The sequence below is a fragment of the Bacillus sp. GMs2/2 genome (assembly GCF_050172095.1).
GTDB classification, from domain to species: domain Bacteria; phylum Bacillota; class Bacilli; order Bacillales; family Bacillaceae_G; genus Bacillus_A; species Bacillus_A cereus.
The window spans coordinates 1-26,503 of record NZ_JBNLYE010000017.1; the positions used below are offsets into that span (position 1 = coordinate 1).

Consider the following 26,503-nt stretch of genomic DNA (forward strand, 5'->3'; position numbering starts at 1 on the left):
TCGTATCTACCATTTCCTCTTTCATATAAGCAATGATACAGTAGGGATAGTATTTAGAGTAAAGGGGTAAAGTGTAGAATGGATTTTCAGACAATCAAAGAGTATTTTTCACCAGAAAATATGGATCATATTGTTGAGAGTTATAAAGCGTTCGGACCACTTCTTGGTGTTGGTTTACCGATGATAGAGGCGTTGATTCCAGCATTACCGCTTATTGTATTTGTACTGGCGAATGCTGTTGCATTTGGCTTTTGGCTCGGTTTTCTTTATTCATGGCTTGGATCAGTAATGGGTGCATTACTTGTCTTTTTCATCATCCGCCATTTTGGTCGCAGTCGTTTCTTTTCGTTTGTAAATAAGCATGAGAGAGTACGAAAAGCAATGGGGTGGGTTGAAAGGAAAGGATTCGCACCGATTTTTGTTATATTTTGTTTTCCGTTTACACCGTCAGCGCTCATAAATGTTGTCGCTGGTTTATCCCGAATTAGTGTAAAACAGTTTGGTCTAGCGTTAGCATTCGGAAAACTTGTGATGATTTTTATTTTAACGTATATCGGTCATGATTTAATGTCATTTATTCATAATCCAGTGAAATCAGTTATTGTAGCGATTGGTATTTTTATTTTATGGTATGTCGGTAAGAAAATCGAAGTAAAGTTAGAACTACATTAAGAATAGTCTTCTTTGTAAAGGAAAGCTTCAGTATTAAAGGATAAGGGGAGAAGCAGATGAAGAAAACTTTGAAAAAAGAAGGCATAGAGTGGATACGAACAATTTTAATTGGTGTATTATTAGCTGTATTTTTTCGAACGTTTTTCTTTTCAACGTATGTTGTAGAGGGGAAGTCAATGATGCCGACATTGCAAGATGGCAATATGCTAGTTGTAAATAAGGTGAGTTATCAAGTTGGGGACTTGAACAGATTTGACGTTGTGGTATTTCATGCGAATAAAAAAGAGGACTATGTAAAGCGGGTTATCGGTTTACCTGGAGATCATATTGAATATAAGCAGGATAAGTTATATATAAACGGTCAATTTATTGATGAGCCGTATTTAGAGAAGTATAAGAAAGAGATAAATGGAAGGCAACTAACAGGCGACTTTACATTAGAAGAGTTAACGAAAGAAAAGCTGGTGCCACCCGGGTTTATTTTTGTAGTAGGTGATAACCGGCTCGGGAGCTGGGATAGTAGACACTTTGGCTTTGTAAAAGCTGATACAGTTGTCGGTAAAGTTGATTTGCGATATTGGCCAATTCAAGAGGTGCAAACGAATTTTTCAAAAGGTTGATATAATGAAGTAGAAGTATAGAAAAGACAAACAACTCAGTTTGTCTTTTTTCGTGTACTATAATACAATTATAGTAGCAAACTAACGTTCGTTATGTAAGTGAAAGGTGGGGTTACATGTCACTTCGATTTGTGATTGGTAGAGCGGGAAGTGGAAAAAGTACACTTTGTTTACGCGAAGTGCAAGAAGAGTTAAAACAACGCCCGAGAGGGAAAACAATATTATATCTTGTGCCAGAACAGATGACATTCCAGACGCAGCAGGCGTTAATTGGAAGTGAGGATGTAAGAGGTTCTATTCGGGCACAAGTTTTTAGTTTTTCACGATTAGCGTGGAAGGTACTACAAGAAGTTGGCGGAGCGAGTCGTCTTCATATTGATGAAGCGGGTGTACATATGTTACTCCGTAAAATTGTAGAGTCTCGTAAAGATGGATTATCGGTGTTCCAAAAAGCAGCGGAGCAAAACGGTTTCTTTGAACATCTTGGCAGTATGATTGCAGAGTTTAAACGTTACAATGTAACGCCATCTAACGTATATGAAATGTGGCAACAATTAGATGCGCATAGTAGCAGTGCCGAACAAAAGTTACTAGCGAATAAAGTGTATGATTTACAGCTATTATACGATGATTTTGAACGTGCTTTAATCGGAAAATATTTAGATTCAGAAGACTACTTGCAATTGCTAGTGGAAAAGCTTCCGCAGTCTGAATATGTAAATGGTGCGGAAATTTATATAGATGGATTTCATTCATTCTCCCCGCAAGAGTTAGAGATTGTAAGACAGCTTATGATTTGCGGAGCGAGAGTTACGATCACGTTAACGATAGATGAAAAAACGTTAGCGCAGCCAGTAAATGAACTTGATTTATTTTATGAAACGACGTTAACGTATGAAAAAATCAAACAAGTAGCGCGTGAAGAGAAAATAGAAATTGAAAAAACAATTCCACTTATGGAACAGCCGCGTTTTCATTCTCCGGCATTAGCACATTTAGAAGCTCATTATGAAGCGCGTCCGAATGAAAAATTTAACGGTGAAGCGAGTGTAACGATTAGTACAGCTGCGAATTTACGAGCAGAGGTAGAAGGTGTTGCGCGTGAAATTCGTAAACTTGTGGCGGAGGAAAACTATCGTTACCGAGATATTGCGGTTCTTCTTCGTAATGGGGAAAGTTATTACGATGTGATGCGAACGTTATTTACAGATTACAATATCCCACACTTCATCGATGAAAAGCGTCCGATGTCACACCACCCATTAGTAGAATGTATTCGTTCTGCACTCGAGATTATTAGTGGGAATTGGCGTTATGATGCGGTGTTCCGCTGCGTGAAAACAGAGCTTTTATATCCATTAGACGTAAGAAAAGAAACGATGCGTGAAGAAATGGATGAATTTGAAAATTACTGTTTAGCGTACGGTGTACAAGGAAAGAGATGGACTTCAGAGGATCCATGGATGTATCGCCGTTATCGTTCTCTTGATGATACGAACGGGATGATTACAGATAGTGAACGTGAAATGGAAGAGAAAATAAATAGGTTACGTGACGTTGTAAGAACACCTGTTATTCGCATGCAAAAAAGGTTAAAGCGTGCAGGAACAGTTATGCAAATGTGTGAAGCAGTTTACTTATTTCTAGAAGAGCTGGATGTTCCGAAAAAACTAGAAGAATTACGTATACGTGCAGAAGAAAGTGGAGATTTCTTATTTGCGACAGATCATGAACAAGTATGGGAAGAAGTAATGAGCCTTCTTGATACGTTTGTAGAGATGCTTGGTGAAGAGAAAATGTCTCTTTCTATGTTTACGGACGTTATGTCGACAGGTCTTGAGGCGCTTCAATTTGCTAACATTCCACCGTCATTAGACCAAGTGTTAATTGCTAATATTGATCACTCCAGGTTATCTGACGTGAAAGCAACGTTTATTATAGGTGTAAATGAGGGTGTTATTCCAGCAGCACCTATGGACGAAGGTATGCTTTCTGATGAAGAAAGAGAAGTTCTTGGTGCAGCAGGGATTGAATTAGCGCCAACGACGAGACAAACTTTGTTAGAAGAACAGTTCGTTATGTATCAAATGGTAACGAGAGCATCTGAGAAGTTATATATTTCATGCCCGCTTGCAGATGAAGAAGGAAAGACGTTACTTGCGTCTAGCTTTATTAAGAAAATAAAAAGAATGTTCCCTAATGTGAAAGATTCATTTATTACGAATGACGTAAACGATTTATCACGTTCAGAACAAATTTCATACGTAGCAACGCCAGAAGTAACGTTATCTTACGTTATGCAGCAACTACAAACGTGGAAGCGATACGGATTTGAAGGGAATTTAGACTTTTGGTGGGACGTATATAATTTCTACGTAACTTCAGATGAATGGAAACAAAAAAGTAGCCGCGTCTTATCAAGTTTATTCTATCGAAATCGTGCGAAGAAACTAAGTACAGCAGTAAGTAGAGATTTATACGGAGATATAATTAAAGGAAGCGTCTCTCGTATGGAACTATTTAACCGTTGTGCATACGCTCATTTTGCGCAGCACGGTTTATCGCTTAGAGAGCGTGATATTTTCAAGCTTGATGCGCCGGACATCGGCGAATTATTCCATGCGGCATTAAAGAAAATTGCGGACAAGCTATTGCGTGAAAACCGTACTTGGGCGGATTTATCCATAAAAGAGTGTAAGCATCTTTCTGTTTTAGTAATAGAAGAAATCGCACCGTTATTACAACGACAAATTTTATTAAGTTCAAACCGTCATTTCTATTTAAAACAAAAACTACAACAAATCATTTTCCGTACGTCAATCATTCTTCGTGAACATGCGAAGTCAAGCGGATTCGTACCAGTTGATTTAGAAGTGCCGTTCGGTATGGGTGGTACAGGATCACTTCCGCCGATGGAATTCTCATTACCAAATGGTGTGAAGATGGAAGTTGTCGGCCGTATTGACCGTGTTGATAAGGCAGAAGATGAAAACGGGACGTTCTTACGTATTATTGATTATAAATCAAGTTCAAAAGCGTTAGATTTAACGGAAGTGTATTACGGATTAGCACTTCAAATGTTAACGTATTTAGATGTTGTTACTTCGAATGCACAGACGTGGATGAAAAAAGGTCACGCAGCATCACCAGCTGGTGTATTGTATTTCCATATTCATAACCCAATCGTTGAGATGAAAGGTGACGCATCTGAAGCTGAAATTGAAAAAGAAATTTTAAAGAAATTTAAAATGAAAGGACTCGTATTAGGAGATGCTGACGTTGTTCGTTTAATGGATAACAAACTTTCAACAGGAAGTTCAGATATTATTTCTGCTGGCCTGAAAAAAGACGGTAGCTTTAGTGCGCGTTCAAGTATTGCAAGTGAGCAAGAGTTTAACGTACTGCAAAAATATGTACACCATACGTTTGAAAATATCGGAAAAGATATTACAGAAGGTGTTATCGATATTGCTCCTTATAAAATGGGAAATAAAGCAGCATGTACGTTCTGTAACTTCAAATCTGTTTGTCAATTTGATGAGTCACTTGAAGATAATCAGTTCCGATCGTTAAAAGATATGAAAGATAGCGAAGCGATGGAGAAAATAAGAGAGGAGGTTGGCGGAGAATGATAGAAAATTGGCCTGAAAAACCAGAAGGTAGTCAATGGACAGATGACCAGTGGAAAGCTGTTGTAGCGAATGGACGTGATATTTTAGTTGCGGCTGCAGCTGGATCAGGTAAAACAGCAGTATTAGTTGAACGTATTATTAAAAAGATTATTAATGAAGAGAATCCAGTCGATGTCGACCGCCTGCTCGTTGTAACATTTACGAATGCAGCGGCGCAAGAGATGAAAAACCGAATCGGGGAAGCGTTAGAAAAGGTATTAATTGATGAACCAGGCTCTCAACACGTAAGAAAGCAGCTGAGCCTATTAAATAAAGCTTCCATTTCAACAATTCACTCATTCTGTTTACAAGTAATTAGAGGATATTACTACATGCTTGATGTTGATCCTCGTTTCCGTATTGCGAATCAAACAGAAAATGAATTGTTAAAAGAAGAAGTGCTAGATGACATATTAGAAGAAGAGTACGGAATCGAAGATAATACAATCTTCTTTGAACTTGTTGATCGTTATACGAGTGACCGTAGTGATGATGACTTACAACGTATGATTTTAGCGCTTCATACAGAGTCAAGAGCGCATCCAAATCCGGAAAAATGGCTTGATAAATTAGTAGAAGCATATGACGTAGAAGGAAAGACAATTGAAGATTTAGTATATGCTTCTTATTTATTAGAAGATGTGAAATTCCAGCTTGAAACAGCGGAACAGCATATTCGTAAGGCAACTGAACTCGCAATGCTTCCTGACGGTCCAGCGCCTCGCATTGAAACCCTGCAAGCAGATCTAGCTTTACTTGGAACGCTATCATCAGCTGCTCATGAGTCGTGGACAAGTTTGTATGAAGCGATGCAAAATGTATCGTGGCAAACGTTAAAGCGTATTAAGAAAAGTGATTACAATGAAGATGTTGTAAAACAAGTAGACTCTCTTCGTAATAAAGCGAAAGATGAAGTGAAGAAATTACAAGAAGAGTTATTTAGCCGAAAACCTGAAAGTTTCTTACGAGATTTTCAAGATATGCACCCAGTATTAGAAAAGCTTGTTCAACTTGTAAAAGTATTTACAGAACGTTTCCAAGCGATGAAGCGAGATAAAGGAATGGTCGATTTCACAGATTTAGAGCATTTCTGTTTACAAATTTTAAGTGAACAAAGTGAAAATGGTGAAATGAATCCGTCAGCAGTGGCGCTCCAATATCGTAATAAATTTGCTGAAGTATTAGTCGATGAATATCAAGATACGAACTTTGTACAGGAATCTATTATTAAATTCGTAACGAAAGATTCTGAGAGTGAAGGAAACTTGTTCATGGTTGGTGACGTAAAGCAGTCGATTTATCGTTTCCGACTAGCCGAACCAGGACTATTCCTAGGAAAATATAAACGCTTCACACAAGAAGGATTGGGCGGTGGAATGAAGATCGACTTAGCGAAAAACTTCCGTAGTCGTCATGAAGTGTTAGCAGGTACGAACTTTATCTTCAAACAAATTATGGGTGAAGAAGTCGGAGAAATCGACTACGATGCAGACGCTGAATTAAAGTTAGGTGCTACCTATCCAGAAGGTGAAGATGTAGCGGCAGAACTACTGTGCATTCAGCAAACGGAAGAAGAAGTAATAGACGGAGAAGAAGGTGCAGAAGTCGAAAAAGCACAGCTTGAAGCTCGTCTTATGGCGCAGCGCATTAAAGCGATGGTTGATTCAGGTTATGAAGTGTATGACCGTAAAAATGATAGTATGCGCCCAGTACAATACCGCGACTTCGTTATTTTACTTCGCTCCATGCCGTGGGCCCCGCAAATTATGGAAGAGTTAAAATTACAAGGAATTCCAGTGTACGCTGACCTTGCGACTGGTTACTTTGAAGCGACGGAAGTAAATATTATGATGAACGTATTCCGCGTTATTGATAATCCGATGCAAGATATTCCGCTTGCAGCTGTACTTCGTTCTCCAATCGTTGGATTGAGCGATGAAGAACTTGCAACGCTTCGTGCTCATGGAAAGAAAGGCTCGTTTTATGAAGTAATGAGCTCATTCTTAAAAGGGGCACCACTTGAAGAGGAGCAAGAACTTCATGATAAATTAGAGTGGTTTTATAACTTACTGCAAGGATGGCGTGAATTCGCGCGCCAACAATCACTTTCTGATTTAATTTGGAAAGTGTACGGTGAGACAGGTTATTACGACTTCGTTGGCGGTTTACCAGCTGGAAAGCAAAGGCAGGCAAACTTACGCGTACTATATGACCGCGCAAGACAATACGAAGCAACATCATTTAGAGGATTATTCCGCTTCTTACGTTTTATTGAACGTATTTTAGAACGCGGTGATGACATGGGTACGGCGAGGGCCCTCGGTGAACAAGAAGACGTTGTTCGCATTATGACGATTCATAAAAGTAAAGGGTTAGAGTTCCCGGTTGTATTTGTAGCTGGACTCGGTCGTCGTTTTAATACACAAGACTTGATGAAACGTTTCTTATTGCATAAAGATTTCGGTTTCGGTTCGCAATTTATCGATCCGCGTAAACGAATTAAATATACAACATTATCACAGCTTGCGATTAAGCGTAAAATGAAAATGGAATTAATTGCGGAAGAAATGCGCGTACTATACGTAGCGTTGACGCGCGCGAAAGAGAAGTTAATTTTAATCGGAACAGTTAAGGATGCAAATAAGGAAATGGAAAAATGGCTTGATGCGAGGGAACATAGTGAATGGTTATTACCAGATCACATACGTGCCGGGGCGTCTTGTTATTTAGACTGGATTGCACCTTCATTATATAGACACCGTGATAGTGAAATGCTTCTTGAATTAGGACAAGGAAGTATTCCAGATGAAATTTACGGGTATGACACGAGCTGGAAAGTAGAAGTTGTGGACGGTAATACGCTACTTGCACCAGAGCCAGTTCAAGAAGAGAAACAAGAATTGTTAGAAGCGCTTCGTGAGAAAAAGGCTGTGCCGTTAGAAAGTGAACGAAAAGATGAAGTGTACGACAGATTAATGTGGAAGTACGGATATGAGGAAGCAACATCTCACCGTGCGAAGCAATCTGTTACAGAAATAAAGAGAAATTATCAATCAGAAGATGGTAGCGATAACACCTTTATTAAAAAACTACGTGCACCAATTAAAACACGTCCGCGCTTTATGGAGAAAAAAGGGTTAACGTACGCAGAGCGCGGAACAGCAGTCCATGCCGTTATGCAGCATGTTGATTTGAAGAAGCCGATTACGGTTGAAGTTCTTCAAGAGCAAATTGCTGGAATGGTAAATAAGGAATTATTAACATTCGAGCAGGCGGAAGAAATAGCGATTGAAAAAGTAATTTCATTCTTTGACAGTGACTTAGGTAAAAGGGTATTAGCGGCGAAAAGTGTTGAGCGTGAAGTACCATTTACGATGATGCTTGCAGCAGAAGAAGCATATCAAGATTGGCAAGGGAATAGCGGGGAATCGATTCTTGTCCAAGGGGTTATCGACTGCATGATTGAAGAGGAAGATGGCATTACGTTAATCGACTTCAAAACAGATACGATTGAAGGGAAATTCCCAGGCGGATTCGAACAAGCGAAACCAATTTTAGAAGATCGATATAAAGTGCAGCTTTCGTTATATGCAAAAGCACTGGAGAAAAGCTTACAACATCCTGTAAAAGAGAAATGTTTATACTTCTTTGATGGGAATCACGTTGTAAATATTGAAGAATAGAGGGGCTTGAAAATGGTAACGGAAAAAACGTTAAGAACTTGTGAACAGGGACACGAGTACTATAAAAGTAGCGATTGTCCAACTTGCCCAGTCTGTGAGAAAGAGAGAAAACCAAAAGAAGGTTTTCTCTCTCTTCTTTCAGCGCCAGCAAGAAGGGCATTAGAACACCATGGAATTCAAACTGTAGAAGAACTCTCAAAATATAGTGAAAAAGAAATATTAAAACTGCATGGTATGGGACCTGCGTCTTTGCCGAAGCTTAGGAAGGCTTTGGAGGAGAGCGGGTTATCATTTAAATAAAATGAAATAGTGCCTCTTCACTACTTACTTGTTTATACCACTATTTGTGGACAGTAAAGCTCTTGCTTATTAAAATTTTATTTTAATAATTTTGAATTAGATAAAAGAAAAAAGTAGGAGAATATCTCCTACTTTTTTTACGCTGTTCCAATCTGATCTTGATCTGCCACATCAGAATCAAATGTATTCGTTGCACTAACACCGTTAAACGTATTCACGACAAACCCAACATTGGAAGCTCCAGATCCGTTATAGGCTTTCGTGTTTTCTTTCGGAGATACGTTATAAAAATCTCCTAAGTTGAAAGAGCCGTTACTGTTTTGCACGACGAGATTTCCTACAACCGAAGGCATACCATCCACCTACTTTACTAAGCTTTTTAATTACTATATGAATTATTGTGCGGAAGGTTCATCCGTAATATATTGGCGGATTTGTATAATACGAGAGTTATTAAAACCATAATCAACATTTCCAATTTGAAAGCAACCAGAATTTAAAAGTGTGCGTAATTCAACGTTATTAACTTCAATAAAAGGGCATTCATTTACAATGTTTAATTTTACATCTGTCGTTCGTTTTGGAATTGTAATGTGTTCATCTGTAAAGATTTCAAAAGCATCAAAGCGACCTTCTCCCCGTATATAAAAAGGAATTTCACGGTGGACGGCAATAGCTCTACTTTTTAATTCCATTTGGTTTGCATCTCCAACTTGAAATACAGCAGCAATCCCTAAAGAAATAATAGAAACATTTTGGACAATAGACACATGCTGCAACATAATTTCTCAGTCTCCTTAACCTGGAGTAGGAGGGACATCTGTTACTAATGGTACAAATGGACCCTCTGTAACTGTTTCAAATGGTGTATCGAGAATAGAAGATAGAATGAGGAGATTTGCATCTCCAATTAAAAAGAGTGCGGACGACGATACACCGTTCATTTTAATCTGTCCGACTTTTAACTCACGGTTTACAACGTTAAGGTTCATACATACTTACTCCTTTCGGAAATTTCCCGGTATGTGCTGAATAAAGGAGAGAAAGGCTTTGTCAATATCTTGTTTCATTGCCTGAATAATGATATCTCGTAAATAATCTGGATCTGTTGAAATACCTTCATATGATTGCGCTTGTGATAAATAATAAGGGAGTCGATGCTCCATCTGTTTTTTTATGTCATCCACCATCATTTGTCGATACATTTCATCAAGCGGTGTTCGCTCTTCTTGTTCAAAATGGAGAATACGATTATATGCTTCTTCATCTAAGTATCGATGCATTTCTTGGAGGATACCTTGATAAAAGTCTGGGTTTGTTTCGGTTTCAGGGTTTACCTTCAATGTTTCTGTATCCACTTGAAAATCTTCAATTTGTTGTCCTTTTGCTGAAAATGGGTTTAAACCAATATTTAAAGTACCATTTAAATTTTCGACTTTTAATTGATCGAATTTGTATTCCACTTTTCCTACAGAAGAGGAGGGGCGATTTTTTAATTCGTTAAGCTCTTCTTGGAGTTGGCGTACTTGATCTTCTAAATTCAGGATGGCTGCTTGTTGTGTTTGAAGAGCTTGTTGAAGTTGGTGTAAGTAAGTATATATATCTTGATTCATTTGTGAAACCTCCTTTTCAATAGGGAGGGTAAAAATATTCCTGCTATATATTTATGACAAGGATGTCTTAAGAAGAACTAGTTGATGGTTTGATAGAAATAATTTGTCCTTTCGCTTGTAATGGGCGAAGCGGCTCCGTAAATCCGCCCGTATTTGAAAATTTAGATAGGGCTTTAATACTTCCGGCAGTACCAATTTGGAACACAGAAGAGGTTGTAATGCTATCAATTTTAATGCTGTTAATGATGATGCTTTGGTTTACGTAAAAGTTCAATACAATCGCCCCCTTTAAGTTGAACCAATTATCGCTTGATCGACGACATCTGAATCGTTGACAGTCGTTGCACTTTGATAATTGTAGACAGAAACGTTATCTCCAACGTTAAAAGAGCCGGCCCCGGCGAAAGCACGTGAGTAACTAATAGGCCTAATCGCAAATACATCTCCAATATGAAAAATACCACTTGATCCAATATTGACGATACGAATATGTCCGACCATAGCTGGCATATAAAACACCCTTCGTTTTTAAAATTTTCTTTTCTACTATTGTATGGGCGTTTTCAATAAAATGTGTGTTTTTTTGAAATAAAAGACACACACACGCTATTGCGTGTGTGTGTCGAGTGTTTGATTTGGGTGAAAATCCGTATGTACATGCCAAATTACATTTAAGAGCCTGTCCAGTTCTTGGCTACAATCCACTGTTTTTTGAGAAGTCATTCCATAGCGTTCAGCAAAATAAATCATTTTTTCACGTTTTTTTTCAATCGCTTGCTCAAACATTGAAATCGGCTCCATCTCTAAATGAAATTTTTAGTATATATGTAGTACATATTATACAAAAACTCCATAAAAAAGAAATACCTTCGCTAAAAAAAGTAAAATTTCTACATTTTATGCCAAATGATAAAGGGTAACGAATAGGGTATGAGAAGAATATTGTAAAAATTAGCGTGTATGAGAAGGTTTTTTTCTTACGGATGCGAATACAATTAAAGGGCATGAGTTTTAGGATGGAGAGTGGAAATATTGCGTTTTGTAACGGCGAAGAAAGAAGAAAAGGTATTTGTAGGTATTGTGGATGAAGAAGAAGAAAAGGTATTACACTTAAGAGAAGCGCAAAGACAAAAAGGGGAAAAGGTTACAATCCCTATTACAATGTTAGAGTGTATTGAAAGAGGGACTGAATGCTTTGAGAAAGTATGTGAAATTGTAAATTGGGCAAAAGAGAACGGGGAAGCGGCGTATTATCCGTTAACAGAGGTGAAAATATTAGCACCGATTCCAAGGCCAAGAAAGAATATTTTGTGCGTTGGAAAAAACTATCGTGAGCATGCGGTAGAAATGGGCGGAGTAGAGTCTATTCCAGAAAATATAATGATCTTTACGAAAGCACCAACAACAGTTATTGGCATAAATGAGCAAATTAATGGTCACCCTCATGCAACGGACGAACTAGATTACGAAGGAGAATTAGCTATCGTTATTGGTAAGCGAGGGAAACAAATTAAAAAAGAAAAAGCGCTTGAGCATGTTTTTGGTTATACGATTATCAATGATGTAACAGCTCGAGACATTCAAAGAAAACATAAACAGTTTTTCCTTGGGAAAAGCTTCGATACATTTTGTCCGATGGGACCGTATTTAATTCATAAATCGGTGGTTAATGCGCCGAATGCATTACACATTGAAACGGTAGTAAATGGAGAAGTAAGGCAAACTTCTAACACAAATAAAATGATTTTTTCAATAGAAGAAATTATTTCAACGATAAGTAAAGGGATGACTTTAGAACCAGGCGATATTATCGCAACAGGAACCCCAGCTGGTGTCGGAAAAGGTTTCACACCACCGAAGTTTTTACATGCTGGTGATGAAGTGGTTATTACAGTAGAAGGAATTGGTACTTTGCGAAATGTAGTGAAGTGAAGAAAAGAGCTATCTTGTTAAAAGATAGCTCTTTTTTATGGCCTTGGGTTATAGAGGTAATCAATAACGGAAAAAGTGTAAAGACCAATGAATGCAAGTGTGCAAATGCCAAATAGTATAACCGTAAGTGCGCTTTTTTCTCGTCCAAAACCAATGATAGTAAGAATAACAGCAGTCCAAAATGATGCTTTCAGTAGTGTGAATGTAGTAGGAGTTGAGTAGTGAGTAAGCCATGTTGTGGAAAGTAGGAAGCCAAAGAATGTAACTAAAATAAAAGATGTAGCTAAATAGTTAATATGTTTACCATATCTTAATAGCATATCGCACCTCCTTTATGATTTTAAAATACAGAAAATTACAAATTTATCTTAATATAAATGAATATAAAAAGAAAGAGGTTGTCCCAACATGTCGGACAACCTCTCTATCATTACGATAATACAGCTTTAATTTTTTGGAATGCCCACTCTAAATCTTCTTCAGAGATTACTAGAGGTGGTGCGATACGAATTACGTTTTCATGTGTTTCTTTACATAGTAGACCAGCTGCTTTTAGTTGTTCACAGTAAGGACGAGCTGGCTCGTTTAATTCGATACCGATGAATAAACCTTTACCACGAACTTCAGTGATCATTGGATTGTCAATTTCTTTTAATTGCCCAACTAATTTTTCTCCTAATTGAAGAGAACGCTCTGTTAATTTTTCTTCTTCTAACACTTCAAGAGCTGCGATAGACACAGCACATGCAAGTGGGTTACCACCGAATGTAGAACCGTGAGAACCTGGCTCAAATACACCTAAAATGTCGCGGTTTGCTGCTACGCAAGAGATTGGGAATACGCCGCCGCCAAGTGCTTTACCAAGTATGTACATGTCAGGAGTTACATTGTCCCAGTCACAAGCAAATACTTTACCAGTACGGCCTAAGCCAGTTTGGATTTCATCTGCTACAAATAAAACGTTTTCTTTTTTACATACTTCAAGAGCTTCTTTTAAGTAACCAGCTGGTGGGATGTTAATTCCTGCTTCACCTTGGATTGGCTCTAAAATGAATGCAGCTGTGTTTGGTGTAATTGCAGCTTTTAACGCTTCTAAATCACCGTAAGGAATTACAACGATGCCAGGAAGCATTGGACCGAATCCACGCTTGTACTCTTCGTTTGAAGACATAGAAACAGAACCCATTGTACGTCCGTGGAAGTTATCTTCACAAACGATGATTTCAGCGCGGTTTGCTTCTACTTTCTTCACATCATAAGCCCAGCGACGAACTGTTTTAATTGCAGTTTCAACAGCTTCAGCACCTGTATTCATTGGAAGTACCATTTCTTTATTAGTTAGTTTCGCAACTTTTTCGTACCAAGGACCTAATTGATCGCTATGGAAAGCACGAGAAGTTAACGTAACACGATTAGCTTGGTCAATTAAAGCGTTAATAATTTTCGGGTGACGATGACCTTGGTTTACTGCAGAATATGCACTTAATAAGTCCATATAGCGGTTTCCTTCAGGATCTTCTACCCAAACACCTTCTGCTTTAGAAATAACGATTGGAAGTGGGTGATAGTTATTTGCTCCATATGTGTCTGTAAGTTCGATAATATCCTTAGTTTGAATCATGATTGTTCCCCCTTTTGTTATTACAAGAAGTTTGTAAATACTCTAAATATTATATCATTTAAATGTAAAAAAGCGAAACATTTCCTGAAAATAAATGAACATGTTATCATATAGAGTGAAAAAGTGTGAAAAGAGGAGGTAAGGGATACGATGGTACATATGCATATTACAGCATGGGCGTTAGGTTTAATTTTATTCTTCGTTGCGTATTCACTTTATTCAGCAGGAAGAAAAGGTAAGGGTGTACATATGGGGCTTCGCCTAATGTATATCATCATTATTGTGACAGGCTTCATGTTGTACATGAGTATTGTGAAGACAGCAACAGGTAGCATGCACATGTGGTACGGCCTGAAAATGTTAGCTGGTATTTTAGTTATCGGCGGAATGGAAATGGTTCTTGTAAAAATGAGCAAAAACAAACCAACAGGGGCGGTTTGGGGCTTATTTATTGTTGCGCTAGTAGCAGTATTATACTTAGGACTGAAATTGCCACTTGGCTGGTACGTATTCAAATAAAAATAAAACCACCTTATAATCTCAAAGACTTGGGAGATAAGGTGGTTTTTATTTTTTATGTCGCATCGATATGCAACTCTTCTCCATTTACTTTCGTAAAACGGAACATATTTTTATTTGATGTAGTATGACGGACGAAATGGTGCTGCAGTGTACAGATCATTTCGTCGTTATCAAACAAAAGAATATTTACTCCTTCGCGTGACTCCTCTTTCGGTAAGAAGGATAAATAATTATGACAATACATGCAATCATATAAAGAGTAGTGAAGTGATTGCAATGATTCAGTTAATAATGTGAAGACAGAGTCAGGTAATTCCTCGAGCCATTCATTATAGCTAAGAAGTAACTTTTTTCGAATACGTACCATTTCACCATTTTGCAAATGGTGTTGCTCGTTGGCGATTTGTAATACATCTTGTTCATAGAAACGGGCTGGTAACCAATTGTTATTATACAAAATTTCAAACCCATCTTCGGCAATATCTTCTAATAGAAACGCTTCATCATTTTCATCATCAAAGAATACCCATTCATTGTTTATATATTCTACATTACCGACTGTATGAGCACGGGGCTGGTTATATAAAATATGTTTACGTTGTATCATATACGATTTCTCCTTTATGAAAAGTAGTTATTCCTGTTATAGACAGTTCGTGCGTTCTTTATAACTAGACACATCTAGACATAGGTGGGCATACAATAAAACATGTTTTACTGAGTGAGAATGCTATTCCATATGTGGATAGTAGGTTATCGTCAAGTTTTTCATTTTTTGATCCGCACTCTTAGGGTGGGGATTACTGCACGTTCAAGAAAAGAAATAAGATGGAAGGATGATTTATATGTGCGGGATTACAGGATGGGTGGATTATAAACGCTCATTAGAAGGAGAAAGAGATGTCGTTACGAAGATGGCTGAGACGTTAGCGAAGCGGGGGCCGGATGATAATAAAGTTTGGATTAAAGGAAATGTCGCATTTGGGCATAAACGGTTAATCGTTGTAGACCCTGAGGGCGGTAAACAGCCGATGACTTGTTTAAAAGATGAAACGAATTACGCCATTTGCTATAACGGTGAACTTTATAACACAGAAGACATTCGAAAGGAATTATTAAGAAGAGGGTATACGTTCAAAGGTCATTCTGATACAGAAGTATTATTAGCTTCTTATATTGAATGGAAAGAAGAATGTGTCGATCATTTAAACGGTATATATGCGTTTGCAGTATGGGACGAACAGAAAGAACAAGTATTTATTGCGAGAGATCGATTAGGTGTAAAGCCATTTTTTTATAAATATGATAGCGGACGCTTACTATTTGGTTCGGAGTTAAAAGCGATATTGTCGCATCCAGATGTGAAGGCGGAAGTAACATTAGAAGGGTTATCAGAAATATTCGGACTCGGACCGTCAAGAACGCCTGGCCACGGTATTTATGCTGGTATAAAAGAATTACGTCCAGGTCATGCGATGACATTTTCAAAGAACGGTTTATGTATATGGAGATATTGGAATGTAGAAAGTAAAAAACATGAAGACTCTTTTGAAGAAACAGTAGAGAAAACGCGCTTTTTACTACAAGATGCCATTACAAGACAGCTTGTTTCTGATGTACCACTATGTACCTTTTTATCAGGTGGTGTAGATTCGAGCGCTATTACAGCTATTGCGGCGAAAGAATACGAGAGATCAGGAAAAGGACAATTACACACGTATTCAATTGATTACGAAGATAATGACAAATACTTTAAAGCGAATGCGTTTCAGCCAAATTCAGATGCTCCGTTTATTAATTTGATGACAGAGACGTTTCAAACAACTCATCATCGTTGCGTCATTTCGAATGAAAAACTAGCAGAGTATTTAACGGAGGCGGTACTCGTTCGTGATTTGCCTGGTATGGCAGATATCGATTCGTCATTATTATGGTTTTGCCGCGAAATTAAACAAGATTTTGTCGTCGGCTTATCTGGAGAATGTGCAGATGAAATATTTGGTGGATATCCGTGGTTTTATAGAGAAGATGATTTACAATCGAGTGCATTTCCCTGGATGCGTTCTACAGAAGCGCGTGAACAACTTCTAAAAAAAGAATGGAGAAATAAATTAAATTTACAACAATATGTACAAAGGCGTTATGAAGAGTCGATTCAAGAAGTTCCTATTTTAGAGGGGGAAAGTCCGCTAGAAGCAAAAAGACGCCAATTATTTTATTTAAATATGGTATGGTTTATGACAACATTATTAGACAGAAAAGACCGCATGAGTATGGGGGCAAGCTTAGAAGTACGTGTTCCATTTGCAGATCATCGTCTTGTCGAATATGCGTGGAATATTCCTTGGGAAATGAAAATGTATAAAAACCGCGAAAAAGGTCTATTACGTAAAGCGTTAGAAGATGTGCTTCCGCATGACATCTTATATAGAAAGAAGAGCCCGTATCCGAAAACGCATAATCCGCACTATACGAAAGCGGTCACAGTATGGCTGCAAGATTTATTAACAGATAAAGGTTCAATTTTACACGAACTATTTGATAAAGAGCAGTTGAGCGGATTGATTCAGTCTGGCGGCAGTGTATTTCAATCACCTTGGTTCGGGCAATTAATGACAGGTCCTCAACTTTTAGCTCATTTAGCACAAATTCACGTTTGGTTTAAAGAGTATGGGGTAAATATTAGGGAATAAGGGAAAAGCGACTTACTTTTATGTAAGTCGCTTTTTATTAAAGAAATTGTCAAATGAAATTAAAAATCATATTAGAAAAAATACTTATTTAGAATGATTATCTTTACGTACTTATTGTTGTTTGCTATAATTGGAAACAAATGTTCTTGAAAAAGATTCTCATTTATAAAATTGAGGTGTTATATAGATGACAAAGAAAAAAATAGGTTTACTCGTAATGGCGTATGGAACGCCAGAATCATTAGATGATGTAGAAGCGTACTACACACATATTCGCCACGGTCGTAAACCTTCCAAAGAGGCACTCCAAGATTTAATCGAGCGCTATAAAGCGATTGGTGGAATTTCACCGCTTGCAAAAATTACGAAAGAACAGGCGCATAAATTAACAGATTCAATGAATAACATATTTACAGAGTATGAATTTACTTGTTACTTAGGTTTAAAACATATTGCACCATTTATAGAAGATGCGGTAGAAGAAATGAAGCGTGATAGGATTGAGCAAGCGATTAGTATCGTATTAGCGCCACATTACTCTACATTTAGCATTAAAGCGTATAATGACCGTGCTATTCGTCTTTCGCAAGAAATTGGTGGTCCTGTTATTGAACCAATTGAACAATGGTATGATGAACCGAAATTTATTTCGTATTGGGCAGACCAAATAAAAGAGACGTTTACAGAAATTGATAATAAAGAGAAAGCAGTCGTAATTTTTTCAGCGCATAGTTTGCCAGAAAAAATTATTGCAACAGGAGACCCATATGTAGAACAACTAAAGCATACGGCAGATTTAATTGCAGAAGCTGCAAATATTCAAAACTATACAATCGGTTGGCAAAGTGCTGGGAATACTCCAAATCCGTGGATTGGTCCAGATGTGCAAGATTTAACGAAAGATTTATATGAAGAGCATGGGTACGGATCTTTCGTATATTGCCCAGTTGGTTTTGTAGCGGAGCATTTAGAAGTTTTATATGACAACGATTATGAATGTAAAGTTGTAACGGATGAATTAAATGCCAAATATTTCAGACCAAATATGCCGAATGCACAATCTGCATTTATCGACTGTTTGGCTGAAATTGTTTCCAAAAAAGTGAAGGAAATAGTTGACAAAGATTTAGTTTTGAATAATAATTAATTTATAATGATTTTAAATAAATAATTATTACTACGAAAGAAAGAGGAGGATCCCCCTAGATGAATCCAAATAATCGCTTAACAACAAACCAAGGTGCTCCAGTTGGAGACAACCAAAATTCTCGTACAGCTGGTCGTCGGGGACCAGTATTATTAGAAGACTATCATTTAGTAGAAAAACTTGCGCACTTTGATCGTGAACGTATTCCGGAGCGCGTTGTGCATGCACGTGGTGCAGGTGCTCACGGTGTATTCGTAACGAAAAATAGTATGAAGCAATATACGAAAGCAGCATTTTTACAAAATGAAGGAACTGAAACGCCTGTATTTGTTCGTTTTTCAACGGTTATTCATGGTCAAGGTTCTCCTGAAACAGCACGTGACCCACGTGGGTTTGCTGTTAAATTTTATACAGAAGAAGGAAACTACGATATCGTAGGTAATCATTTACCAGTTTTCTTCATTCGTGATGCAATTAAATTCCCTGATATGGTACATTCCTTAAAACCAGCACCTGATACGAATATTCAAACGCCAGATCGTTATTGGGATTTCATGACGTTAAGTCCAGAATCTACACATATGATGACATGGGTATTTTCTGATTACGGTACACCAGCAAGCTATCGTGAAATGGAAGGTTTCGGCGTCCATTCATTTAAATGGATTAATGAAGAAGGCAAAATTGTTTATATTAAATACCACTGGAAACCACAGCAAGGTGTACGTAACTTAAATGCGAAAGAAGTGCAAGAAGTACAAGGGAAAGACTTCAATCATGCAACTCGTGACTTGTTCGATGCAATCGAAAAAGGAAATTACCCAAAATGGGATTTACACGTACAAGTTATGCAATTAGATGAAATGGACTCTTTAGACTTTGATCCACTAGATCCAACGAAAGTATGGCCAGAAGATCGCTTCCCATTAATGGAAGTAGGGACAATGACGTTAAATCGTAATCCGAAAAACTTCTTTGCAGAAGTAGAGCAAGTAGCGTTCTCTCCAAGTGCAACTGTAAATGGTATTGAGCCATCGGAAGATAAATTATTACAAGGTCGTTTATTCTCTTACCCAGATACACAGCGTTATCGTCTTGGTGCAAATTACTTACAAATTCCTGTAAACTGCCCATACGCAGCTGTTCAGAATCAACAACGTGATGGTGCGATGCAAGTGAATCAAAACCCATCTACAATCAACTACGAACCGAGTCGTCATGCAGAGAATCCAGTTGAAGACAAAGCTTACCGCGATTCAACTATGAAAGTAGAAGGCTATGTATCTCGTGAAAAAATTGAGAAACCAAATGACTTCAAACAAGCAGGTGAGCGTTACCGTTCGTTCTCTAAAGAAGAGCAAGATAACTTAATTGCAAACTTAACAAATGATCTAAAAGACGTAAATGAACGCACAAAATTATTAGCTGTTTGTAACTTCTTCCGTGCAGATCAAGAATACGGTATGCGTTTAGCGCAGGCATTAAATGTTGATATTACGCAATATGTAGGAAATGCTCCGAAATAAATAGGAAAAGACGACCGGGCTTCGGTCGTCTTTTTTGTATAAAGTTATGTGGGGTATTTCGCATGTAAAACATGCCGGAATTTGTTGGTAAATCGATATGTTGTGTCGAACCGTTGATATATTGAAAGAAACAATCGATATATTTGAAAAATCGTTGATATATCCAAAAAACCGTTAATATATTTCCGGTTATACTAGGTGGGGTATGTTGCCCGGTGCGCAAAAAAGAGATGCAATCTATTACTAATAGATTGCATCTCTTTTTTAGTTTGCTCGCTCTGCATGTTCATAAGCTTTCTCACCATGCATCGAAATATCAAGTCCCATATGTTCCTCGTGCTCATCTACCCGGACAGGGAGGAAGAAGTTGATTGCTTTAATAATGGCATACGTCATTATAATTGTGAACGCATATGTTGCGCCGATCGCTACAAGTTGTTTCAACAGCAGCGAGGCGTTTCCGTAAAATAATCCGTTAGCGCCATCGCCGTTTACGGCAGTAGTTGCAAATAGTCCTGTTGCAATACCGCCCCAAGTTCCTCCGATGCCGTGGCATCCAAAGGCATCAAGTGTATCGTCATAACCGAATTTTGTTTTTAAGAAGAAAACGGCGCCAAAGCATAATATACCACCAATTGCTCCGATAAGAAGAGCTGAGAAAGGTGTAACGAACCCGCAAGCTGGTGTAATAGCGACTAGACCAGAAACAACTCCGCAAGCAGCTCCCATTGCGGTCGGTTTTGATTGGAAGAACCATTCAGAAAGCATCCAAGTTAGAGCGGAGGCAGCGGCGGCTATATTTGTATTAATAAATGCAGTTAAAGCTACGTCGTTTAAGGATAATGCGCTGCCGACGTTAAAACCGAACCAGCCAAACCATAATAAACCTGCTCCTAACATTGTAAATGGCAAATGGTGAGGAGAAGAACCATTTATGTTTTTTCGTTTTCCAAGGAAAATAGCTAATACAAGACCAGCAACTCCGGAAGTGATGTGAACGACGTTTCCGCCAGCGAAGTCTAGTGCACCAAGTTCCCTTAGCCACCCGCCGACGCCCCATACCCAATGAGCGACAGGATTGTAAACAATCGTTGTCCATAGAAGGATAAAAATAAGAAAGGCAGAAAATCGCATTCTTTCAGCAAATGCACCTGAAATTAAAGCTGGAGTTAAAATGGCGAACATGAGTTGAAACATCATGAATAAATTGTGAGGAATAGTAGATGAGTAGTCTGGATTTGGTGCGTAGGTAACTCCGTTTAGACCGAACCAATCAAGTGTACCGATAAGCCCGTGCCAATCTGGTCCGAATGATAAAGAATAGCCGATAACAATCCATTGAATCGAAACGATAGCCATTGCACTATAACTATGCATCGTTGTACTGAGTACATTTTTGCTGCGAACCATACCTCCATAAAAAAGTGCCAATCCTGGTGTCATCAACATGACCATTACTGTCGTCACAAACATAAAAACTGTATCTCCCATATTCATGAGCTCTCCTCCTATAATGTTATAAAAAATAACATCGTTTTGTTATGTTTCATATCATATTCGAAAAGGAACTAAAAATCAACTAAAAATTCAGAAAAATATATACATGATGTTAGAAAATGTAACATAGATTATTTTGTGAGGATTGAAATCGACATATGCGTTTCTCTCGGATAATTGGTATAATATTCTTACAATTAAAAACTTGGGGGATGCGTGTGGGAAAAATACGGACTAGGAAACTATTCATTTGTTTTTGCTTAGCTTTTGTTTTGTTTGTACCAATACATACTTTTGCAGACGAAAAAAGAGAGTGGAAAGATGAAGTTATATACTCCATTATGATTGATCGCTTCAATAATGGAGAACCGAAAAATGACAAACAATTAGAAGTTGGTAATTTAGAAGGGTATCAAGGCGGGGATATAAGAGGAATTATAAAAAGGTTGGATTACATAAAAGAAATGGGTTTTACTACCGTTATGCTTTCGCCGCTTTTTGAAAGTGGAAAGTACGATGGATTAGACGTGCGAAATTTTAAAAAGGTAAATGAACATTTCGGGACAGACAATGATGTGAAAGAACTTGTAAAAGAAGCTCATGCAAAAGGAATGAAAGTTGTATTTCAATTTCCGCTTGGAGAAAACGAACGACAGGTAATTGACGCAATGAAATGGTGGATAAAAGAAGTTGATTTAGACGGAAGTTATGTTATACATAGTGAAAAAAAGCCGCGTTCCTTTTGGGATAACGCGCAAAAAGATATGCAAGTGATAAAGAAAGATTTTCGTATTATGACAAAGGAGGATAGCGAATACAACGAAAAAATAGTAGAATCGTTTTCTAAAGCAGATGTATCGGTGAAATCGTTATACGATGTGAGTAAAAAAGAAGGGGACTTTGTTACGTTTTTAGATGATCAAGAAACAAAAAGATATGCACGTATTGCAAAAGAAAATATGTATTATCCGCCATCACGTTTAAAACTGGCGCTTACTTATTTGTTAACATCACCTGGGATTCCGAATTTTTATTACGGAACTGAAATTGCATTAGATGGAGGAAGTGTACCCGATAATAGACGATTAATGGATTTTAAGTCAGACGAAAAATTTATGCAGCACATAACAAAACTAGGTGAACTTAGGCAGGCGAGACCGTCTTTACGACGCGGTACGTTTGAGCTTCTGTATGATAAGAGCGGGATGAGCATACTAAAACGAAAATATAAAGATGAAGTAACTTTAGTAGCAATTAATAATACGAAAGAAACACAAAAAGTCTCCTTACCTGCAAGTGCAATTGGTGAAAAACAAGAGTTAAGAGGATTGTTGCAGGATGAAATTATAAGAGAGGAAAACGGGAAATTTTATCTCGTTTTAAAGCGTGAAGAATCAAACGTGTATAAAGTTAACGGAGAAACAGGTGTGAATTGGTTATTTATCTCCTTAATCGTTGGTGTAAATGTATTATTTATTGCGTTTTTAATTGCGGTTAAAAGGAAACGTAGATGAGAAGTTGCTCGTTCTATGTTCATGTCTTCTTATTGTATTTGTAAGTTTGTTCGGTGGGCAATAGTGTTATTCTGTTGATATGAAATTTCTTAAGAGAAACGATACGAAAATGAAAACTTCTCTAATGAGAGGGGGATTTCAGGTTAGGGAGAAAAAGCCTTCTTCCTAACCTGTTTTTGTGTCCATACGGATAGAGAAAGGCCTTTGAAATAAACAATAGTTGCATCTTTATTAAAAATTTATGCTTCTTTTTAACTCCATCCAAATATGATTGAAATTAAGATGGTTCAAGTCGGAGGAAGGCACTTTGAGGTGTCTTTTTTTTATGACCTTTATCATTAACTATTTAATGTTTTTTAAATGATTACATGACATATTTTTTTTGTACCAAGCTTTGTTGATACAGTTAGACTTATCCGTTAGTGTATTCGTATTATTAGAACATCCTACAGTATTTAGGGAGAATGTGGCCAATAAAAACCATAATATTAATTTCTTCAAATAACCACTTCTAACTCTTTTTTAATTAACATTTTTTAAAATACTTATTAATTTTACATTACATTAAAGGTTGGAAAATATTCTTATACTCATAAATTGTTACGTTTTGGCGAGGAGAGGAATTATGAGTTATAGCAATTTTTAAGATGACTTTGGTCTAGGGTGTAGTTACTAAGAAAAGTAATTCAAATCGAAGGGGGAAACGTCTTGAGGTGTCTTTTTCTTATTTTCAATAAGGTCTGCTAAATACATGTATAAAACAAATTCTACAATAAGGCCTAGTTTAATCATACGGTCACTTGTAAAGTATGCGTATGGTTAGACCCTGTTCACTTAGCGATTTTCACCGCATATACCTTTTTCTATAGTTTGTTCTCGTAATATTGTCTCTACAAGACAAAAAAGAAAACTCCTCTAATTAAGAGGAGTTTTCTTTTTAGCGGTAGTTAATGAACTGTACGTCGATTGGTAAATCAGCGCTACGAACAGCTGCGATTACTGCTTGTAAGTCATCACGGCTTTTTGCTGTAACACGTACTTGATCATCTTGTACTTGTGTTTTTACTTTTAATTTCATTTCTTTAATGATGTTGTTAATTTTTTTCGCGTTATCTTTATCGATACCTTGTTGAAGTGTTGCGCGTTGGCGAACAGTGTTGCCAGTTGCAGCTTCAACTTTTCCGTAATCTAAGTTCTTAATTGGAACGTTACGTTTTACAAGTTTAGAGATAAGAACGTCTTTTACTTGCTCTAATTTAAACTCGTCATCAGAAGTTAAAACAAGTACTTCTTTTTCTAATTTAATATCACTTTTACTTCCTTTAAAGTCATATCGGTTTTGGATTTCTTTTAATGCGATATTAATTGCGTTTGTTACTTCAGGTAATTCTACTTTCGAAACGATGTCAAAAGAACTATCTTTTGCCATAGTTAGCACCTCCAAATAAATTTCTAATCTTTTTATGTACTGTACATACTAAAGTATAGCTGAAAACGAGTCTAGACTTAAGTGTTTTCGTACTTATATTCATGTAACCTCATTTTATTATAGTGAATTTTGGGCAGTTGGACAAATATAGGAAAAATCATGTTATAATTAACTTTTGTTTGGAATGATAAAAAAGATAATTTTATATATATAGAAGGGAATTAAAAAATATGTATTTGCAAATAGGATCGATTGAACAGGTAACTGTTTTACGCGAAACGGAAATCGGATATATGGTTGGGAATGAAGAAGAAGAAATTTTCCTACATAAAAACGAAGTGGCTGGAGAAATTGAAGAAGGCGATACGATTGATGTATTCTTATACCTTGATCACCAAAATCGTATTTCAGCAACAATGAAGGAACCGATTATTACAACTTATGATTGGAACTGGGTAAAGGTTGTAGAAGTTATTCCTAGTTTAGGTGTGTTTGTTGATATTGGTGTGTCAAAAGATATACTAATTCCAGCTGATGAGTTCCCGATTTATATGCCGGTATGGCCAGAAGTAGGCGACGAATTATATTGTACGTTAAAATTAACGAATCGTGATCGTTTAATTGCTCTTCCGGCAAGAGACAGTGATATGCAAGAAATTATCGTAGATGCAACGCCATCTATGCGTAATAAAAACGTAAACGGACGTGTATATCGTTCACTTCAAGTTGGTTCATTCATACTAACGGATGAGCATTTCCGTGCTTTCCTACACCATACAGAAAGAAAAGAACAAGTCCGCATCGGTCAGCGTGTAACGGGCCGTATTATTGACGTAAAAGATGACGGTACAATTAACATTTCACTTCTTCCTCGTAAAGAAGAAGGAATGGAAGATGATGCTGCAGTAATTTATGCATATATGGAAGAACGAGGCGGAGCAATGCCGTTTTGGGATAAGAGCCATCCAGAAGATATTAAAGAACGCTTTAACATGAGTAAAGCTGCATTTAAGCGCGCACTTGGTAAGTTGATGAAAGAAGAAAAGGTTTACCAAGAAGAAGGTTGGACGTACTTTAAGAAATAAGATGAAAGATTAAAAAGCACACCCTTATCTAAAAAGATAAGGGTGTGCTTTTTTAATTTACTTGCGGAGAAACAAGAGTAAATGTATCTTTCAAATCACTATCATTTATTTTAATATTTGCCTTTTTTAATTCCTCTTGTAACAATTTTTTGCTGAATACAGGATCAGCAGTACGTTCTTCCTCTAAGTTTTTGCGAATAGAGTTTTTTACTTCATCGTAAGGTTTTAAATCTTTTTTATCAGTTAATTTAATAACGTGATAACCGTTTGATGATTTTACGGGGTTGCTAATTTGTCCAACACTTAGTTTGTAGGCAGCCGTTTCGAATTCAGGAGCCATTGTACCTGAATTGAAGTATCCAAGGTCTCCGCCTTTATCTTTTGATAGTAGATCTTGTGATTCTTGTTTTGCTAATTCTTCAAATGAAGCACCAGCATCTAGTTTACTCTTTATTTCTTTCGCTTCATTTTCGTCACTTACTAAAATGTGACTCGCTTTAATTTCTGGCTTATAGTGGTCTTTTACGTCTTTCTCTGTAATGCTTTTCTTAATCGCTTCATTCATAGCAAGTTTGAACTTAATTTGATTTTTAAAATCCTCTTCATCTTTTAAACCATTATTTTCTAATACTTTTTTGAATTGATCTCCATATTGTTTTTTTACTTTTTCTACTTCTTTATTTACCTCTTCATCAGGTACTTTATATTTTTTTGTGATGACGTCTTGTGCCATCATTTCGTATAGCATGTCTTTTCCGTAACGATCTTTCAATTGTTTTTCGAAGTTATCCTTTGTAATGGTCGAGTCTGTTGCTGTAGCGACTGTAGCTGAGCCGTTTTTTTGTTCGCAAGCAGATAGCATCAATATACTTATTAGTGCAGTAATAATGAAAATATGTTTCCCTCTCATGCCAACACCTCATCCGAATATGTTATCGCTATTGTAGAATATAGAAGTGAACATGAAGTGAATTTTTA

At 37.2% G+C, this 26,503-nt stretch carries 25 protein-coding genes; 12 read left to right on the top strand and 13 right to left on the bottom strand.

Going from position 1 to position 26,503, the window contains the following annotated elements; genetic code table 11:
• Positions 1-78: 78 nt before the first annotated feature.
• From ACQGS6_RS04915 to ACQGS6_RS04935, 5 genes are all read left to right on the top strand, one after another.
• Positions 79-672 (top strand): TVP38/TMEM64 family protein, encoded by a 594-nt coding sequence (locus ACQGS6_RS04915; protein ID WP_426964936.1) that lies wholly within the window; start codon positions 79-81, stop codon positions 670-672.
• Positions 673-728: 56 nt separating this feature from the next.
• Positions 729-1,292 (top strand): signal peptidase I, encoded by a 564-nt coding sequence (gene lepB, locus ACQGS6_RS04920; protein ID WP_000751910.1) that lies wholly within the window; start codon positions 729-731, stop codon positions 1,290-1,292.
• A gap of 116 nt (positions 1,293-1,408) precedes the next feature.
• Positions 1,409-4,924, top strand: coding sequence for a helicase-exonuclease AddAB subunit AddB (gene addB, locus ACQGS6_RS04925; protein WP_047385731.1), 3,516 nt, complete (start codon positions 1,409-1,411; stop codon positions 4,922-4,924).
• The gene (addA, locus tag ACQGS6_RS04930) at positions 4,921-8,646 is read left to right on the top strand and encodes a helicase-exonuclease AddAB subunit AddA (RefSeq protein WP_426964937.1); all 3,726 of its coding nucleotides are present in this window, start codon (positions 4,921-4,923) and stop codon (positions 8,644-8,646) included. Before addB ends, addA begins: the two co-directional genes overlap by 4 nt.
• Positions 8,647-8,658: 12 nt before the next feature.
• On the top strand, positions 8,659-8,946 hold the full coding sequence (locus ACQGS6_RS04935; RefSeq protein ID WP_000255726.1) for an RNA polymerase alpha subunit C-terminal domain-containing protein: 288 nt from the start codon (positions 8,659-8,661) through the stop codon (positions 8,944-8,946).
• Positions 8,947-9,083: 137 nt separating this feature from the next.
• On the opposite strand, the gene gerPF is transcribed toward ACQGS6_RS04935, so the two are convergent.
• The 7 genes from gerPF to ACQGS6_RS04970 all read right to left on the bottom strand — a co-directional run bounded on the left by gerPF (position 9,084) and on the right by ACQGS6_RS04970 (position 11,345).
• Complete coding sequence (gene gerPF / locus ACQGS6_RS04940) at positions 9,084-9,299, bottom strand: spore germination protein GerPF (RefSeq protein ID WP_001141566.1); 216 nt, start codon at positions 9,297-9,299, stop codon at positions 9,084-9,086.
• A gap of 42 nt (positions 9,300-9,341) precedes the next feature.
• On the bottom strand, positions 9,342-9,728 hold the full coding sequence (locus tag ACQGS6_RS04945; RefSeq protein WP_000939190.1) for a spore germination protein GerPE: 387 nt from the start codon (positions 9,726-9,728) through the stop codon (positions 9,342-9,344).
• 15 nt (positions 9,729-9,743) lie between these two features.
• Positions 9,744-9,938, bottom strand: a complete 195-nt coding sequence (gerPD, locus tag ACQGS6_RS04950) for a spore germination protein GerPD (RefSeq protein WP_001052807.1) — start codon at positions 9,936-9,938, stop codon at positions 9,744-9,746.
• Positions 9,939-9,944: 6 nt separating this feature from the next.
• Complete coding sequence (gerPC, locus tag ACQGS6_RS04955; RefSeq protein WP_001070760.1) at positions 9,945-10,559, bottom strand: spore germination protein GerPC; 615 nt, start codon at positions 10,557-10,559, stop codon at positions 9,945-9,947.
• A gap of 67 nt (positions 10,560-10,626) precedes the next feature.
• Complete coding sequence (gene gerPB / locus ACQGS6_RS04960) at positions 10,627-10,833, bottom strand: spore germination protein GerPB (RefSeq protein WP_001012508.1); 207 nt, start codon at positions 10,831-10,833, stop codon at positions 10,627-10,629.
• A 14-nt stretch (positions 10,834-10,847) separates the two neighbouring features.
• Positions 10,848-11,069 carry a spore germination protein GerPA gene (gerPA, locus tag ACQGS6_RS04965; RefSeq protein ID WP_001111188.1) on the bottom strand — a complete coding sequence of 74 codons (222 nt, stop codon included), beginning with the start codon at positions 11,067-11,069 and terminating at the stop codon, positions 10,848-10,850.
• A 96-nt stretch (positions 11,070-11,165) separates the two neighbouring features.
• Positions 11,166-11,345 carry an aspartyl-phosphate phosphatase Spo0E family protein gene (locus ACQGS6_RS04970; protein ID WP_000462845.1) on the bottom strand — a complete coding sequence of 60 codons (180 nt, stop codon included), beginning with the start codon at positions 11,343-11,345 and terminating at the stop codon, positions 11,166-11,168.
• Between the two features lie 246 nt (positions 11,346-11,591).
• On the opposite strand from ACQGS6_RS04970, the gene ACQGS6_RS04975 reads away from it, so the two are divergent.
• The gene (locus ACQGS6_RS04975) at positions 11,592-12,491 is read left to right on the top strand and encodes a fumarylacetoacetate hydrolase family protein (RefSeq protein WP_001213075.1); all 900 of its coding nucleotides are present in this window, start codon (positions 11,592-11,594) and stop codon (positions 12,489-12,491) included.
• Positions 12,492-12,526: 35 nt separating this feature from the next.
• Here the strand turns inward: ACQGS6_RS04975 and ACQGS6_RS04980 are convergent, their stop codons facing one another.
• The gene (locus ACQGS6_RS04980; RefSeq protein WP_000926864.1) at positions 12,527-12,811 is read right to left on the bottom strand and encodes a hypothetical protein; all 285 of its coding nucleotides are present in this window, start codon (positions 12,809-12,811) and stop codon (positions 12,527-12,529) included.
• A 110-nt stretch (positions 12,812-12,921) separates the two neighbouring features.
• A complete protein-coding gene (gene rocD / locus ACQGS6_RS04985; protein ID WP_044792702.1) occupies positions 12,922-14,112 on the bottom strand; it encodes an ornithine aminotransferase in 1,191 nt (396 codons plus the stop codon).
• Between the two features lie 150 nt (positions 14,113-14,262).
• On the opposite strand from rocD, the gene ACQGS6_RS04990 reads away from it, so the two are divergent.
• Positions 14,263-14,631, top strand: coding sequence for a YisL family protein (locus ACQGS6_RS04990; protein WP_000233495.1), 369 nt, complete (start codon positions 14,263-14,265; stop codon positions 14,629-14,631).
• A 55-nt stretch (positions 14,632-14,686) separates the two neighbouring features.
• Here ACQGS6_RS04990 and ACQGS6_RS04995 read toward each other — a convergent pair whose 3' ends face one another.
• The gene (locus ACQGS6_RS04995; protein WP_000616049.1) at positions 14,687-15,241 is read right to left on the bottom strand and encodes a DUF2777 domain-containing protein; all 555 of its coding nucleotides are present in this window, start codon (positions 15,239-15,241) and stop codon (positions 14,687-14,689) included.
• Between the two features lie 238 nt (positions 15,242-15,479).
• On the opposite strand from ACQGS6_RS04995, the gene asnB reads away from it, so the two are divergent.
• From asnB to katB, 3 genes are all read left to right on the top strand, one after another.
• Positions 15,480-17,327 carry an asparagine synthase (glutamine-hydrolyzing) gene (gene asnB / locus ACQGS6_RS05000; protein ID WP_426964938.1) on the top strand — a complete coding sequence of 616 codons (1,848 nt, stop codon included), beginning with the start codon at positions 15,480-15,482 and terminating at the stop codon, positions 17,325-17,327.
• A 187-nt stretch (positions 17,328-17,514) separates the two neighbouring features.
• Complete coding sequence (gene hemH / locus ACQGS6_RS05005) at positions 17,515-18,474, top strand: ferrochelatase (protein WP_025967009.1); 960 nt, start codon at positions 17,515-17,517, stop codon at positions 18,472-18,474.
• Between the two features lie 59 nt (positions 18,475-18,533).
• The gene (gene katB / locus ACQGS6_RS05010; protein WP_001069181.1) at positions 18,534-20,000 is read left to right on the top strand and encodes a catalase KatB; all 1,467 of its coding nucleotides are present in this window, start codon (positions 18,534-18,536) and stop codon (positions 19,998-20,000) included.
• A 264-nt stretch (positions 20,001-20,264) separates the two neighbouring features.
• Here the strand turns inward: katB and ACQGS6_RS05015 are convergent, their stop codons facing one another.
• Positions 20,265-21,497, bottom strand: coding sequence for an ammonium transporter (locus ACQGS6_RS05015; protein ID WP_001055857.1), 1,233 nt, complete (start codon positions 21,495-21,497; stop codon positions 20,265-20,267).
• A gap of 158 nt (positions 21,498-21,655) precedes the next feature.
• On the opposite strand from ACQGS6_RS05015, the gene ACQGS6_RS05020 reads away from it, so the two are divergent.
• Positions 21,656-23,011 carry an alpha-amylase family glycosyl hydrolase gene (locus ACQGS6_RS05020; RefSeq protein WP_426964939.1) on the top strand — a complete coding sequence of 452 codons (1,356 nt, stop codon included), beginning with the start codon at positions 21,656-21,658 and terminating at the stop codon, positions 23,009-23,011.
• Between the two features lie 937 nt (positions 23,012-23,948).
• Here the strand turns inward: ACQGS6_RS05020 and ACQGS6_RS05025 are convergent.
• Positions 23,949-24,440 (bottom strand): YajQ family cyclic di-GMP-binding protein, encoded by a 492-nt coding sequence (locus ACQGS6_RS05025; RefSeq protein WP_001040149.1) that lies wholly within the window; start codon positions 24,438-24,440, stop codon positions 23,949-23,951.
• A gap of 230 nt (positions 24,441-24,670) precedes the next feature.
• On the opposite strand from ACQGS6_RS05025, the gene ACQGS6_RS05030 reads away from it, so the two are divergent.
• Positions 24,671-25,525, top strand: coding sequence for a CvfB family protein (locus ACQGS6_RS05030; protein ID WP_000281260.1), 855 nt, complete (start codon positions 24,671-24,673; stop codon positions 25,523-25,525).
• A gap of 52 nt (positions 25,526-25,577) precedes the next feature.
• Here ACQGS6_RS05030 and prsA read toward each other — a convergent pair whose 3' ends face one another.
• Positions 25,578-26,435, bottom strand: coding sequence for a peptidylprolyl isomerase PrsA (gene prsA / locus ACQGS6_RS05035; protein ID WP_426964940.1), 858 nt, complete (start codon positions 26,433-26,435; stop codon positions 25,578-25,580).
• Positions 26,436-26,503: the final 68 nt, after the last annotated feature.